13 protein-coding genes and 1 pseudogene are annotated in these 13,684 nt (G+C 53.8%); 5 read left to right on the forward strand and 9 right to left on the reverse strand.

Annotated features, from left to right (window positions below):
• The first annotated feature begins 270 nt into the window (after positions 1-270).
• Together DNK06_RS05850 and DNK06_RS05855 are read left to right on the forward strand one after the other, a co-directional pair.
• Positions 271-849 (forward strand): DNA-J related domain-containing protein, encoded by a 579-nt coding sequence (locus DNK06_RS05850; protein ID WP_131179098.1) that lies wholly within the window; start codon positions 271-273, stop codon positions 847-849.
• Positions 850-893: 44 nt separating this feature from the next.
• Positions 894-1,430 (forward strand): SprT family zinc-dependent metalloprotease, encoded by a 537-nt coding sequence (locus tag DNK06_RS05855; RefSeq protein WP_278248832.1) that lies wholly within the window; start codon positions 894-896, stop codon positions 1,428-1,430.
• A 218-nt stretch (positions 1,431-1,648) separates the two neighbouring features.
• Here DNK06_RS05855 and DNK06_RS05860 read toward each other — a convergent pair whose 3' ends face one another.
• The 3 genes from DNK06_RS05860 to DNK06_RS05870 form a co-directional block, all read right to left on the reverse strand.
• Positions 1,649-2,227 (reverse strand): cytochrome b, encoded by a 579-nt coding sequence (locus DNK06_RS05860; RefSeq protein WP_131179100.1) that lies wholly within the window; start codon positions 2,225-2,227, stop codon positions 1,649-1,651.
• Between the two features lie 125 nt (positions 2,228-2,352).
• Complete coding sequence (locus DNK06_RS05865; protein WP_131179101.1) at positions 2,353-2,658, reverse strand: Dabb family protein; 306 nt, start codon at positions 2,656-2,658, stop codon at positions 2,353-2,355.
• A gap of 56 nt (positions 2,659-2,714) precedes the next feature.
• Positions 2,715-3,581 carry an intradiol ring-cleavage dioxygenase gene (locus DNK06_RS05870; RefSeq protein WP_131179102.1) on the reverse strand — a complete coding sequence of 289 codons (867 nt, stop codon included), beginning with the start codon at positions 3,579-3,581 and terminating at the stop codon, positions 2,715-2,717.
• Positions 3,582-3,784: 203 nt separating this feature from the next.
• Between DNK06_RS05870 and DNK06_RS05875 the strand changes: the two genes are divergently transcribed.
• Positions 3,785-4,699 carry a LysR family transcriptional regulator gene (locus tag DNK06_RS05875; RefSeq protein WP_131179103.1) on the forward strand — a complete coding sequence of 305 codons (915 nt, stop codon included), beginning with the start codon at positions 3,785-3,787 and terminating at the stop codon, positions 4,697-4,699.
• A gap of 5 nt (positions 4,700-4,704) precedes the next feature.
• Here the strand turns inward: DNK06_RS05875 and DNK06_RS05880 are convergent, their stop codons facing one another.
• Positions 4,705-5,553 carry a sugar phosphate isomerase/epimerase family protein gene (locus DNK06_RS05880; RefSeq protein WP_207389957.1) on the reverse strand — a complete coding sequence of 283 codons (849 nt, stop codon included), beginning with the start codon at positions 5,551-5,553 and terminating at the stop codon, positions 4,705-4,707.
• Positions 5,554-5,824: 271 nt separating this feature from the next.
• On the opposite strand from DNK06_RS05880, the gene DNK06_RS05885 reads away from it, so the two are divergent.
• Both DNK06_RS05885 and DNK06_RS05890 read left to right on the forward strand, forming a co-directional pair.
• The gene (locus tag DNK06_RS05885; protein ID WP_131179105.1) at positions 5,825-7,270 is read left to right on the forward strand and encodes a sugar porter family MFS transporter; all 1,446 of its coding nucleotides are present in this window, start codon (positions 5,825-5,827) and stop codon (positions 7,268-7,270) included.
• 147 nt (positions 7,271-7,417) lie between these two features.
• Positions 7,418-8,293 (forward strand): sugar phosphate isomerase/epimerase family protein, encoded by an 876-nt coding sequence (locus tag DNK06_RS05890; RefSeq protein WP_131179106.1) that lies wholly within the window; start codon positions 7,418-7,420, stop codon positions 8,291-8,293.
• An 82-nt stretch (positions 8,294-8,375) separates the two neighbouring features.
• Here DNK06_RS05890 and DNK06_RS25270 read toward each other — a convergent pair.
• From DNK06_RS25270 to mmsA, 5 genes and pseudogenes are all read right to left on the reverse strand, one after another.
• Positions 8,376-8,692 (reverse strand): annotated as a pseudogene (locus DNK06_RS25270) (hypothetical protein); the annotation flags it as partial.
• Between the two features lie 63 nt (positions 8,693-8,755).
• Positions 8,756-8,899 (reverse strand): transposase, encoded by a 144-nt coding sequence (locus DNK06_RS25275; RefSeq protein WP_242674651.1) that lies wholly within the window; start codon positions 8,897-8,899, stop codon positions 8,756-8,758.
• A gap of 382 nt (positions 8,900-9,281) precedes the next feature.
• Positions 9,282-10,505: a maltoporin gene (locus tag DNK06_RS05900; protein WP_131179107.1), complete on the reverse strand. Its 1,224-nt coding sequence runs from the start codon at positions 10,503-10,505 to the stop codon at positions 9,282-9,284.
• A 398-nt stretch (positions 10,506-10,903) separates the two neighbouring features.
• Positions 10,904-12,097 carry a multiple monosaccharide ABC transporter permease gene (gene mmsB, locus DNK06_RS05905; protein WP_131179108.1) on the reverse strand — a complete coding sequence of 398 codons (1,194 nt, stop codon included), beginning with the start codon at positions 12,095-12,097 and terminating at the stop codon, positions 10,904-10,906.
• On the reverse strand, positions 12,094-13,629 hold the full coding sequence (mmsA, locus tag DNK06_RS05910) for a multiple monosaccharide ABC transporter ATP-binding protein (RefSeq protein WP_131179109.1): 1,536 nt from the start codon (positions 13,627-13,629) through the stop codon (positions 12,094-12,096). The genes mmsB and mmsA overlap by 4 nt, the downstream gene beginning before the upstream one ends.
• Between the last annotated feature and the right edge of the window lie 55 nt (positions 13,630-13,684).

The following is a 13,684-nucleotide window of genomic DNA, read 5'->3' on the forward strand; positions in this document are numbered from 1 at the left end:
GGCTAACAGGCTGTTGAAAAACTACCTGCGTTGCCATCGCGGCGTTAAAAACAGGCTTAGCAAGCCGCTTGCGGCTAACGCACTTCAGTGCGGCCCGAAGGGCGAGCGCAGCGAGTCATGCTCATTTACAATGCGTAAACTCCGCTTTTTCGCCTGTTTCTGCCTTGCGCTGGCTGCCTCGTCAACGTTTTTCAACGGCCTGCTAACCGTCGCCGAGTGGTCCATGCGCTTCGTCATGCAAGGCAGCCGACCTTCGATTAAGGTGAGCCGATGAACGAAGAAACCACCCCCGCCGCGCAGCTGCTCGAATTACTGCATGCAGCTCCCGAAGGCCTCTCGGAATACCAGCTGCTGCTGCGACTGAGCCGCAGGCAAGGCACTGCAGAGCGCCTGCCCAGCGATACGCTGGAACTGTTTCGCACCCACTTCCTGCTGTTTCACACGCTCTACAGGCTGCGTGATCAGCTGCATGCCGAACAGATGGCACTGCTGCAGATCAGCCCACTGTGCATTCGCCTCTTGCCTTACCAGGCGGGTGAAAGCGCCTTGAGCGAGAACGATCCGCTGCGCGAGTATTACCTCGACCTCGATCACCTGCGCGATACGGGTGCGGAGGATGTACAGAAACTGCTTGAAGCCTTCTGGATACGCTTGCAGGGCGGCGAGGAAAAACAATCCGCCCTCGCCGTACTTGAGCTGGACACACATACCGGCGAGCTCGACCTGTCGATCATCAGGCAGCGCTACCGACAACTGGTCAGCCGCCACCATCCCGATCGCGGCGGTAGCACGCAACAGCTGCAGAGCATCAACCACGCCATGGAAACGCTACAGCGTTATTACCGCTGAAGGCAGACACCGTTCAGCCCGCAATCACTGCGTGAAGAGTTGATCTGCGGCATAATCGGCAACAGTCACCTGCCTCCGATGCCGCCATGCCAGACCAGATCCACGCCCGCGTCGAAGCCTGCTATCAGCAGGCGGAAAGCTTCTTCAAACAATCCTTCAAACGCCCCGAGGTGAGTTTCAAGCTGCGCGGCCAGAAGGCCGGGGTGGCTCATCTCACGGAAAACAAACTGCGCTTCAACCCGCAGCTGTACCGCGAGAACCAGGAAGACTTCCTGCTGCAGACGGTCGCTCACGAAGTGGCTCATCTGATCGCCCACCAACTGTTCGGCCCGCGCATCCAGCCACATGGTGAGGAATGGCAACTGATCATGCGTGGGGTCTACGAGCTGCCGCCGCATCGTTGCCACAGCTATGACGTGAAACGACGCCAGGTCAGCCGTTTCATCTACCGCTGTCAGTGCCCGCAAGGCGAATTCCCCTTCTCCGCCCAACGCCACGCACTGGTCGCCAAGGGCCGCCGCTACTTCTGCCGGCGCTGCAAGATCACCTTGCAGTTCACCGGTGAACAGCGACTCGCGTAAGCGGACTACGGCAATGCGCAGTCAGGATCTCTGAAAGGTCAGTGTGCGTGTGTAAAAACGCGCCCTCATCCCTTTGATTTTCGAGAACTTCGCAGCAGTAGCTGACCGCAGAAGAAACCTGGCCTGTCACAACGCCGGTATCATCGCTTATGTGCCCAAGCCGATGGCGAGCGAAGCGCCGAGAGTGTTCGAGCATTGCTACCCGTCAGCTCCAATAGTCAACCGACCTCTTCCCGACGCCCTCGTGAACGCCCGCCCAGAAGCATCCCCTTCAAGACATCGTCTTTATCTACAAAATGATGCTTCAAAGCGATAAGTACATGCCCGCCGACGAGAACGCCACAGCCCCAGGCGGACAGTGTGTGAATCCATTTGGCCAGGCTGTACAAATCCTGGTTCGCCTCCACCAAGGGAGGCAACAAAAACAGCCCCAGCACCAGAACAGGCTTATCCGCAACTGAGCTCCAGTACCATCCAGAAACGGGTAATGCAACCAGCGCCACCGTGTAAAGAAGAACGTGCCCGACGTGAGCTGCTCGCTGTAGGGCTGGGCTCATGCTATCCGGAAATTTTGGCGGCGGATTTAACAGGCGCCAAAGGATGCGGATAACAATGAAGAACAACAAACTACTGGCCACAGCTTTGTGCAGAATGGTGATCCCATGATCGCTATTTACTTGATCCCGCAGGTAAACAGCGACCATCCCAAGCAGCCAGCCCACGATCCATAAAATCGCCATTATCCAATGCAGCCACTTTGCGACGGCCGTATAAGAACTCGGTCGGTCTTTGCTCATAATCATTTCCAAATTGACTGCCAGGACTGCAGCCACATACGGGTTAGATGAGTTGGAGGCGACTCTTTCACTCCTGAAAGCAAGCCACTCCCATCAGCAGCAACTGGCCAGATGGAGTAGGCGCTTCAGTACAGATAGTCCACTTGGTGCCGTGCGATCCGTACTGTTCCCAGCTCTTCCCTGACACGTAGATGTGCCGGATGCGATGCGTAACCTTCCAGCGCTTCCACTGAGTCGAATTCCGAATACAAAACAACATCACATGCATAGTCGACCTTACTGAAATCCACACCGATTTCGAGCAAGCGAAGGCCTGGAATCTCGCTGCGAATTTCCTCGAAAGCATTTTTCAATTTTTGAATATTTGTTGTGCGTTCTTGTTCTGTATCGCCACTCAGATTCCACATGACGATGTGTTTTACGGGTTGCATAGATGCTCCAGGGTGTAGGTGCACGCGGCACCGTCAATAACTGCCAGGTAATAGGGTCAGAATGCGGAGCGATTAAGAACGAAATCGAACTCAAGCGTGTAGAAAGGCTTTTCCTGCTGGCTACCATCCGGAGCAATCCCGGGATCATGGCGCACCCAATCAGCAATCAATGAAGAACGCACGCCAAAGACTGCATCTGAATCGAGGTACTCCCCACCCTCGCGGAATACATGGGTTACCAATCGCTCGTAACCAGTCGCAGAAATCATGAAATGGAGGTGCGCCGGGCGCCAGGGATGGCGGTTGAGCGCATGCAGCATTTTGCCCACCGGACCGTCATGTGGAATGGGATAGCACTCGGGAACGATCGTCTTGAAGTAATAACGCCCTTCGCTATCACCCTGAAGAATTGCGCGCCCGTGATAGGCCTCGAGCCCCTCTTTTTGAACGTCATAGAAACCGGCATCATCGGCCTGCCAGACTTCGATTTCCGCGTGCGGAATCGGCTCACCATCGATGTTGCGAATCCGCCCGTTAACGAACCAAGGCGTCCCGGCAAGGCCACCAGTAATGTCCTCACCGAGGTCATAGCGAGGTGCATTCTGTACATGGAAAGGACCGAACACGGTGGCTTCGGTGCAGCCTTCAGGCTTCTTGTGATTCTGCGCGATCACCAGCGTCGACAGGCCCAAGGTGTCAGATAGCAGAATAAACTCTTGTCTCGTGGGCGAGCAGATCTGGCCAACCGCAGTCAGGAACTCGATGCCTTTCTCCCACTCAGCCTCCGTCAGCTTCGTCTCGCGCGCGAAAGCGTGAAGGTGCTGCACCAGCGAAGTCAGAATCTCATGCAACCGCCGATCATCAGTGCCTGAGTTTCGGGTCAGGACTGCCTGTGTAATGGTCTGTTCATCTAGGTTTCTCATGGAGGGGCCTTTGGATCGAGTTGTTATTGTGGCTGTGGCAAGCAGATAGCTGTCGGCTGAAATTACGGCTCAAACACCGATGCACCGGACTGTTCAGAGTTCTGTCGTGTACGCTAAAGTGCCGATGGACGGAATAAAATACTAAAAATGAAAATCTTTATTTCTCTCATGAAAAAGTCCACCGATAGCTAGCAGGAGTAGGAATGGATCGCTTCACTGAACTCGAACTGTTTGTTCACACTGCCGAACTAGGGACACTGAGCAAAGCTGCTGAGAAGCTGGAGATTTCCAACGCAGCCGCGAGCCGTCACCTTGCCGCACTTGAAGCCCGGCTGAAGGTGCGCCTGATCGAGCGCAATACCAGAAGACTTGCCCTGACTAACGCCGGCCATGACTTTTATGCACGCTGCAAGACCCTCCTTGCAGAGTGGAGCGAAGCCGAAGCCTCCGTAAATGCATCTTTGGTTGAGCCCACAGGCACGTTAACCATTACGGCAACCGTTTCATTTTCCATGCTGCACCTAGCCCCTGTGGTTCCTGAATTTCAAAAGCTGTATCCGAGAATCAAGGTAAAGATCCTGGGTGCCAATCGTTATTACGACATCATGGACAGTGAGATTGACTTGGCCGTGCGCACGAGAGAGTTCGAAGCAGACTCGAACATTGCAGTCAGGAAACTGGCTATTACCCGTAGAGTGCTGGCGGCCTCTCCGAGCTATCTCAAACGGCGTGGTGTTCCTCGCACGGTCGAGGCGCTCGCCGATCACGACATGCTCATCTATAGCCTCGCAAACCATCCAAACACAATGGAGTTCACTCGCGGGGATGAGAAAGCGGTAGTGAAGGTACAGCCCTCTCTGGAAGCCAACGATGGGCAAATAGTGAGGGCTGCTGCGTTAGCGGGTGCAGGGATTCTGGTGCAACCCAAGTACATCATTCACGACGACCTGATCTCAGGAAGGCTATTGCCCGTCCTGGATGACTGGGATCTACCACGACTTACCATCAACCTGGCCTTCCAGGATCGACGCTACATGCCTGCGAAGACAAGACTGTTCATCGATTTTCTCCTAGAGCATTTCAAGCGCAACGAGTACGAGCGCTACTGGACACGCTGAAACCATCACTGACTCAGGATCTGGGGGGTTTCGTGAAGCTCGACGAAGTGTTCGAGTGACGTCCTGCAGGCGGCGGCGATGTCCTCTGCAGACATCGAAGCATTGGCAATTGAGAAAACTTCAGGGCCGACTTGATTAAGCCCTCCAATTTCGTCCAGCAGAGCAACGATCGGTTTTAAGGCAAAGTCGCCTTGCCCAGGCCACCTACGCTGAAAGCAGTCTTCCTCAAGCGTGAAGCCCTGAGGAAGCGCGAGGACACCGTCACAGATCTGTACGCAATGAATCCTCTCCCCCGGGATGTTTGCCAAGGTCTCCAGCGTCGAATTGCTGCGAGTGAAATGCAGCGTGTCAAACACCAGGCCGCCATTGGCCTGGTTAGCCAGGCGCACGATATCCCAACCGTTTTGCAGAGTACGAACGCCCCACATCGGAATAGGTTCGAGGTCGCAGACCAATCCATGTTCGGCTGCTCGCTGGCAGATACCGGCGTAGTAATCGACCTGTTGCTGAACTGAATAGGCGTCGTGTGCAAAGGTAGCGTTCAGACTCATGAACCGACAGCCAAGCGCGCTGCAGATTTCGAAGAACGCCTCCGCACTCATGGCGTGATCGGCGACAAATGCCTCATCCATGTTTTTAGGTTGCCACGCGGGATTCCATGTACACAAGGGATCAAGTCGATTGATAGCAACCCCGCTATCTGCTGCGATTGCAAGCATATCCTGGATCGAAAAGCCCTGTTGAACTAGACGCTTGATCTCTTGAGGCTGCAGCGTGAGCTCACTGTAACCAGCGAGCCGTGTGGCCTTGATCTTGTCTGCATAGCCTAGATGCAGAACGTTGGAAAAAGGCATTGTGAAAGTGAGGTCTCGCCTCAAGCTACTCGCTGCATTCGGCATTGGGTCGTACCATTTTCCGTCGTAAGAGGTGCCAGACGGTAGGTTTCACGGCCCCATTTGTCAGCTACAGAATCGAAATTCTGATTTTCATTTACTGCACCAAAGCCCTGTCAGTTTTTCACGCAGAGGAAAACACATTTACTTATTGCGGATTTTTTTTCGCTTTCATCATCTGTAGCCTTGATCCATCACACATACAAATAAATCCAATAAAAGGTAGATAGTCATGCGTACTAGTGATTACGCCACCTCTGGTGCCCCCTCCAAAACTGGCCTTCTTTGGCGCATCGCAGCCATCGCTACCATGGGGTCGCTTGCATTCGGTTACGACACCGGTGTGATCTCGGGTGCCCTCCCCTTCATGACACTCGAAGCATCGCAAGGAGGACTGGGGCTGACGCCCTTGACCGAAGGACTGGTGGCCTCCTCTCTTATTTTCGGCGGCGCATTCGGAGCATTGTTCGCAGGCCATATGTCGGATCGATTCGGCCGTCTTGAAGTACTCAAGATGCTGGCTTTGCTATTCGCCATGGGCGCAATCGGTAGCGCTCTATCACCAGACATGTGGGTAATGGTTGCCACGCGCTTTGCCTTGGGTATCGCAGTAGGTGGCGCCTCAGCTACCGTACCCGTCTTCATTGCCGAGCTCGCGGGGCCCAAACACCGGGGACGTCTGGTTTGTCAGAGCGAACTCATGATCGTTTCAGGACAATGTCTGGCTTACATCTCCAGTGCTCTATTCGCACACATCTTGGAGAGTCCCTCTGTTTGGCGCTACATGCTGTCGATCTCGATGGTTCCGGCAGCCCTGCTGTTTATAGGCACCTACTTCGTCCCTACGTCACCACGTTGGCTCGTTAGCAAAGGACGAGTCGCCGAGGCTAAAGCGATCCTGCATGACATTCGCGATACCAGGGAAGAAGCAGACCACGAGCTAAAAGAGATTACCGAACAGTGTGACCATGACCGTACTCATCAAAGCATGATGAGCAAGCTGAGCGAGCCGTGGTTGGTCAAACTTCTGCTGATCGGGATCGGTCTGGGGTTCATGATTCAGGCCACCGGCGTGAACGCGTTCATGTACTACACCCCGAGCATCCTCAAATCCACGGGCATGGACACTAATGGAGCCCTGGTAGCGACTATCGGCAATGGTGTGATCTCTGTTATCGCGACGCTGATCGGAATGTGGTTGATCGGTCGGATGGGGCGGCGCCCGATGCTTCTGCTCGGCTTGAGCGTCGTTGTCATCGCTCAGATTTTCCTGGGCATTGTGATGAACTTCATGCCGAATTCACTTGCCCAGAGCTATCTGGCACTCTCCGGAATCCTGCTTTTCCTGTTCTTCATGCAGATGTGCATCGGTCCGGTCTACTGGTTGCTGATGTCGGAGCTTTTTCCAACCCACGCTCGCGGTTTGATGAATGGCATTTCAGTTGGGATGTTCTGGATCTTCAATGCAATCGTTGCCTTCGTCTTTCCGGTCGCCCTCACGTATTTCGGTGGCATGACGTTCTTCCTGTTCGCAGTGATCAACATAGGCTCCATCATTTTCTGCTCACTGTGCCTGCCAGAAACGAAGGGCTTGTCATTGGAGGAGATCGAGCAGTTGATGGAGCAGCGCCTAAGCCGCCCCCGTCGGGAATGGCACAAGTCCGAAGCAATCAGTTGAGGAGAATGCGAGGGTTAGTGACGTGGCCCTCCTCACTCCCAGCCGTTATGGACATGCCCATTATTTGGCGGCAACTGGCTGAGCGGCGCTGCCTTGACCAGCAGCACGTTTGAAACACTTAACCGTAGTTAAATAAGAGCACACCCTATGTCGATCAATAATATCGAGCTTCTGGCCGCCTACTGGACCATCGCCGGCGATACCTACCCTGGTGCAGCAACCGAGTTCAGCCCTCACTCATTGCAGGCGCGTGCCGAGGCCGCATCCAAGGCGGGCTGGCGAGGCATGGGGCTCGTTCATGCCGATATCCTTCACACTGTAGAAAGGCACGGCATTTCGACCGTCCGCAATATCTTCAAAGACAATGGCATCAAACACCTTGAGGTCGAATTCCTGATCGACTGGCATTTGAGCGGTGAGCGTCGCACGGCATCGGACAGGATCTGCATGGAGCTGCTGGAAGCTGCCGGCGAACTCAATGCGCGAAACATCAAAGTCGCTGGTGGTCTATTTGATGAAGACGCACCAGACATCGAGGCGATGAGGGAGCACTTCGCTGTCCTCTGCGATAAGGCGAAGCCGTTCGGAGTGAATGTTGTCGTCGAGTTTTTGCCCTTCTCAAGCATCAATACTATCGACCGTGCTCTGGCATTAACTAAAGATGTGCGTCCGAATGGCGGCATTCTGATTGACACCTGGCACGTCGCACGTGGCGGTATGAGCAACGACGAAATTCAAAAAATCCCGACAGACCTGATCAAGTCTATCGAACTCAATGACGCGGCCAAGGAAGTCAATGGCACCCTGTTCAACGACTCGACTCACTATCGCAAGCTCTGCGGAGAGGGCGATCTCGATGTCACAGGCTTCATTCAGAATGTCGTCGACGCAGGCTACCAAGGCCCATGGGGGGTCGAAGTGATTTCCGCTGAACTACGCAAACTGCCGTTGGAAGTCGCAGCCAAGCGTGCCTTTGACACGACCATTGCTCAATTCGAGCAGATTCGCTTCCCTAAATCCTGAGAAAATCTTTGATGAAGCAAGCCCGGAGTGCGGCTTGCTTCATGCATCATTACCTGGCTGCGACATGCCAAAACCCCAGTATCTAGCTGCCCTGTGGTGGTCTACTAAACTCGGATACTGCGTTGCGCTTCTTCTCCGAAATCGACCGATATTCTGCTGTGCCAGCGCAGCGTTCATGTAACCCACAATCGGGTATCCACTCGATCTTTAGGCTGCGAAACAACCGTTTTAGTCACGGCAGTTTCCGCGGCGGCTCATGCTCTGCTTGAAACGATAGCGCCACAGTCGCTGACGGAAGCTTCGGTTGTCTTGGTCTGAGTGAAACAGCACGTTCTGAGGCCGGCCAAGCTGCTCGTAGGCCATGTCCAAAGCCTTGATTACCAGATCGGAATCGGGCTTCCAGCTCCTAGATCTTTTGCTGCTCGGATGTCAGCTCGTAGGAGTGACACCGTTTCGCTCTTCCTAAAGCGGGTTGATCCACCGAGGCAGTGCCGACTCAACCAATCCAAGCGAACGGGCTGCTTCGATATGGCTGTAGCCCTGATCGAGCACCAGGCTGGCAGCTTCGCGCTTCTCAGTGGAAAAGGAACGACGTTGCTTGGTCATTAGACGCTCACTGCGGGGAGCATTCTCGCCCTAAATCGGTGTCCGAGAACGACACCCGCCATTACGCCAAGCCAATAACGCTGTATAGATCCAGGGATATTCTTCTTGAATTATATATTGCGATGTTTTTTACAAGTTACTTGCAATCTCTTGGAAGCGCTGCCTGCGTATGGGCCTTCAACGCTTCCCGTTTCTCAGCTGACTCCAAGTAAATGAAACAGTGAAGTTTCTGGTTGAACAGATATGAAACTTAAGAATTCTCGCCTCAAAATACTTCAGTGCATATTATGTGGAGGCGACCTGTCTCTCAGCAGCAGGTCGCTCCACACCAATCAGAAGCCCTCAGGAATTAAAGCATTGCCGCTAATGAGAGGGCGGCTGCTTACCAGCCATATTCCAGTTGGACGCCAATATTCGAGCCATGCAACACATTACCGAAGGCCCCCGTGTCAGACAATGCAGATCCTGCAGCCAGCTCACTCGCCGCCCTTTGTGCCGCTTCGTTCCAGCGGGCATAGGTGTAGTAAAGGCGGAATTCAGGGCGGTCTCGGAAACCGGGGCCAGAGGGTGACCAGATCGGTGCAATTGTAAACTTATCAAGCTTGCGGGTGCCTCCCGGAGCCTCAATCTGGTCGCGACCGATCTCCGCGGCGAGCTTGAACTGATGAGTGAATGCATATACCGGGCGAGCCCCCACCGAGATCCAGTTCTGATCGGCACCGTCGGTGCGTGAATCTTTCTGATACACCGCCTGAACCTGGCCACTCAGCTTCGCCGTCATATCCCATGTTACGAACTCCACCACACGCCAACTCTTGTTGCCACTGCTGAGCGTGGGGTCACCTGTATAGCCAAGGCCCGTGCCAGAGCCCTCTCCATACTGAAGTGCGAAAGTGTTAACGCCACCGAGGAAGTCCTTTTGCTTGTGCTGAGCAGTCACCGCCCAGCCGCTGTGGGCCTCATTGGCATCAGGTTTATCGATATAGCTGACACCCACTTTCAACTCACCGCCTGGGTTAGGGGTAAAGCCTCCCACCGTAAAGTCGTGTCGATTGATATAGTCTTTCTGGGTGTAACCATCCTTGCGCGAAAACACGTAGCTGTATTTGAGGCCACCGATCAAGACCTCATCCAAGCCAAATCCGGTAGCACTCTGGTTCCAATAGAAAAAGTCAGAAATATGAATATCATTACGATTGTAATAGCGTCGACCTGCCCACAATGAACCGCCATTGAGCGCCGGCATGTTGCTCCACTCGGCATACATCTGTGGCAGCCGCGTCTCGCCATGTTCGCCGGTGAACCTGGGCGTATGCCCATATTCATTGTAAAGGGAAAGCATGCCCTCGAGGCTGACAACCGATCCGTCGTCCAGCTTCAAAACATCTTGACGCAGATCCAGTTCCCCGTATTGCTCACACTCGTTACCAAGGCGGTATTTAGAGGGTGCCCCGGGCAGCTGAAAACACGATTGGCCAGGCCCGTTCTTTGCCTCCCCTACCCCAGTCCTAAAGTAGCCGGTGAATTCCAAGGCATTTGCAGTCATGGGCAATATCGAAACCGCCAGCACCGTGGCGGCCGACAAACCCAGATTGAATTTCTTCATTTAAACCACCTTCTTGTTGTTATTGGCTTACCTGGATCCAACCTCTCTTCAATCCATAATTTCAAGCGACGCATTGATCAATCATTTCAAATCCACGAAAGTTGCCCACACAAGAGCAGCAAGAAGAATTCATAAAATGATCGACGAGACGCCTTGAACGCAAGACTGTTAAGCAGAACGCATCACAGGACGGGACTTAATCTAGCAGGCACCCTGAAAACAATATATGTCAGAAAATAAAAAACACTTTTCTCCACACGAAAGAATCAAAAGCACCGCAGCAACACCTAAGAAAAACAGGCAAAAAAAAGCCCTGCAAGTGTTAACTCAACAGGACTTTGAGGAAGACCCTCAGTTCACGTCGCACATCCAACACACATCAGAAATATCACAGGGCGTTAGCTATGTTTGTTTTTCTGGTACACGTCCACGAATACAGCGGCGAGTAGTACCGCCCCTTTAATGACCTGTTGATAATCCACACCAACGCCCATGATCGACATACCGTTATTGAGTACGCCCATGATGAAAGCACCAATCACTACACCCACTACCTTTCCAACACCACCGGAAGCGGAAGCACCGCCGATAAAAACGGCTGCGATCACATCAAGTTCAAACCCCGTCCCCGCACGGGGCGTTGCGCTGTTAAGTCGGGCCGCAAAGATCAACCCTGCCACTGCCGCCAGTACCCCCATATTTACGAAGGCGAAGAACGTTACACGGGTAGTGTTGATACCAGAAAGTTTTGCCGCCTTCAGGTTGCCACCAACGGCATATACCCAGCGGCCAAGAACAGTACGGTTCATGATGAAGGTATAAATACCGATCAGTACACACATGATCACCAGTACCGTTGGCAAACCACGGTAGGTTGCAAGTTTGTAGCAGAAGAATATGATCAACCCCGCAACGATTGCATTGCGCAAGGCAAATACCAGCCAAGACCCAACCACGGCTCCGCTCTTGGCAGCACGCTTTCGGCTACGTAGCTCAATGACACAGAAGGTAACTGCGACTGCGATCCCCAAGACCAGCGAAGTAATGCGCAACCCCTGACCATTGAAAACGTCCGGAATGAAGCCAGAGCTGATCAAGCCAAATGTCTCTGGGAACGGCCCGATGGACTGCCCATCGGTGATGGCGATCGTCGCGCCCCGAAACACGAGCATACCGGCCAGAGTAACGATGAAGGACGGCATGCCCCAGAACGCCACCCAGTACCCTTGCGCAGCGCCAATCGCCGCTCCAGCAAGAATGCACAGTGCAGAGGCGATCCAGAAGTCCATCTGGTAATGCACCATCAGGACAGCAGCAAGGGCACCGATGACGCCGACAATGGAGCCGACGGAAAGATCAATATGACCACAGACAATCACCATGAGCATGCCAAGTGCCATGACGACGATGTAGCTGTTCTGCAAAACCAGATTCGTCAGATTGAGAGGCTGTAGCAAAGCCCCGTTTGTAGCCACCTGAAAGAACACAACAATGACCAGCAAAGAGGCCAGAAGGCCATACTCCCGAGCGCCGCGCTTGAGCGTTGGCAATAGAGAACTCTTTGTTGCCGAGGGTGCGATAACGTCAGTCACAGGAGTACCTCGTTTTTCATAATGGCGTGCATGATTCGCTCTTGGGATGCGTCTTCAATCGGAAACTCTCCGACGAGACGCCCCTCGTTCATCACGTAAATTCGGTCACAAGTACCCAACAGCTCAGGCATCTCGGAGGAGATCATCAGCACGCACTTGCCTTCGGCTACGATCTCGTTGACCACACTGTAGATTTCGTACTTGGCCCCTACGTCGATCCCACGAGTGGGCTCATCCAGGATCAGCACTTGCGGGTCGGAGAACAGCCACTTCCCCAGCACCACCTTCTGCTGATTGCCGCCAGAGAGTCTCTCGACCGATTGCTGTACATCAGCGCAACGGATTCGAAGCTTCTGTCGGTAGCTGGTAGCTACCGAAGCCTCTTCATGCTCATCGATAACTCCCGCACTGGAGACCGCTGGCAGATTGGCCAAGCTGATGTTTCGGGCGCTTCCATCTCCCAGAACCAGCCCAGATCCCTTCCGATCTTCAGTCGCGTAAGCGATGCCATGGTCGATGGCTTTTTTTACCGTGCTGACATCGATTTCCTGCCCATTAAGGCGTGCCTTTCCTCGAATTTTGGTGCCGTACGCGCGACCAAATAAACTCATTGCGAGTTCGGTTCTACCCGCCCCCATCAGGCCGGCGATACCTACCACCTCACCGCGACGGATATGGAAATCGATGTTCTGCAGCCGGTCGACTTCAGGATGTTCGGGGTCAGCCACAGACCACCCTTCGACCTCGAACATCTTCCCGCCAATATCCGGTACGCGTGGTGGATAGCGGTCGGAAAGCTCCCGCCCAACCATCGCGTGTACGACACGGTCTTCACTGACCGCTCCACCCCGGCAGTCCATGACATCTACCGTATTGCCATCACGAATCACGGTAATGGAATCAGCTACCCGCGATATTTCGTTCAGCTTGTGCGAGATGATGATCGAAGTGATGCCCTTGGCTTTCAGCTCAAGCATTAACGCCAGCAGTGTGTCGCTGTCCTTTTCATTCAAGCTCGCAGTTGGCTCATCCAGGATAAGTAGCTTCACATCCTTCGCCAGCGCCTTGGCAATCTCTACTAGTTGCTGTTGACCTATACCCAGACTGTTCACCAGTGCGCGCGGCTCAGCGTTGAGGCCCACACGCGCAATCAACTCTTTCGCCCTGCGATGGGCCTCGTCCCAATTGATGACACCGAAGCTCGACATCTCATTGCCGAGAAAGAGATTTTCGGTAATGGAGAGCATCGGTACCAAGGCGAGTTCCTGATGAATGATGCAAATTCCTACAGCTTCACTATCCCGGAGGCCGTTGAACCGGCGATCCTGGCCATCATAGTTAATCGTTCCGCTGTAGCTCCCATACGGATAAACCCCACTGAGAATCTTCATCAGCGTGGACTTACCGGCACCGTTTTCACCGCAGATTGCGTGAATTTCGCCTTGGGAAACCTGCAAATTGACATTACTCAGCGCCTTGACAGGCCCAAAGCACTTCTGGATACCCAGCATGTCGAGAATCGTAGTTGTCATTGTGTTTCTCTCATCGCACCGGGACGCTAGCTCCAGCAGCCAACGGTCGCTGGAA

It is taken from the genome of Phytopseudomonas daroniae (assembly GCF_004327285.1).
Taxonomy (GTDB): Bacteria; Pseudomonadota; Gammaproteobacteria; order Pseudomonadales; family Pseudomonadaceae; genus Aquipseudomonas; species Aquipseudomonas daroniae.

Bases quoted from the DNA above. Each gene is read 5' to 3' on its own strand.
- DNK06_RS05870 (WP_131179102.1), bottom strand. From the start codon at position 3,581: ATGAGAAACCTAGATGAACAGACCATTACACAGGCAGTCCTGACCCGA.
- DNK06_RS05890 (WP_131179106.1), top strand. From the start codon at position 7,418: ATGTCGATCAATAATATCGAGCTTCTGGCCGCCTACTGGACCATCGCC.
- DNK06_RS05880 (WP_207389957.1), bottom strand. From the start codon at position 5,553: ATGCCTTTTTCCAACGTTCTGCATCTAGGCTATGCAGACAAGATCAAG.
- DNK06_RS05850 (WP_131179098.1), top strand. From the start codon at position 271: ATGAACGAAGAAACCACCCCCGCCGCGCAGCTGCTCGAATTACTGCAT.
- DNK06_RS25275 (WP_242674651.1), bottom strand. From the start codon at position 8,899: ATGACCAAGCAACGTCGTTCCTTTTCCACTGAGAAGCGCGAAGCTGCC.
- DNK06_RS05900 (WP_131179107.1), bottom strand. From the start codon at position 10,505: ATGAAGAAATTCAATCTGGGTTTGTCGGCCGCCACGGTGCTGGCGGTT.
- DNK06_RS05885 (WP_131179105.1), top strand. From the start codon at position 5,825: ATGCGTACTAGTGATTACGCCACCTCTGGTGCCCCCTCCAAAACTGGC.
- DNK06_RS05865 (WP_131179101.1), bottom strand. From the start codon at position 2,658: ATGCAACCCGTAAAACACATCGTCATGTGGAATCTGAGTGGCGATACA.
- DNK06_RS05860 (WP_131179100.1), bottom strand. From the start codon at position 2,227: ATGAGCAAAGACCGACCGAGTTCTTATACGGCCGTCGCAAAGTGGCTG.
- DNK06_RS05875 (WP_131179103.1), top strand. From the start codon at position 3,785: ATGGATCGCTTCACTGAACTCGAACTGTTTGTTCACACTGCCGAACTA.
- mmsA (WP_131179109.1), bottom strand. From the start codon at position 13,629: ATGACAACTACGATTCTCGACATGCTGGGTATCCAGAAGTGCTTTGGG.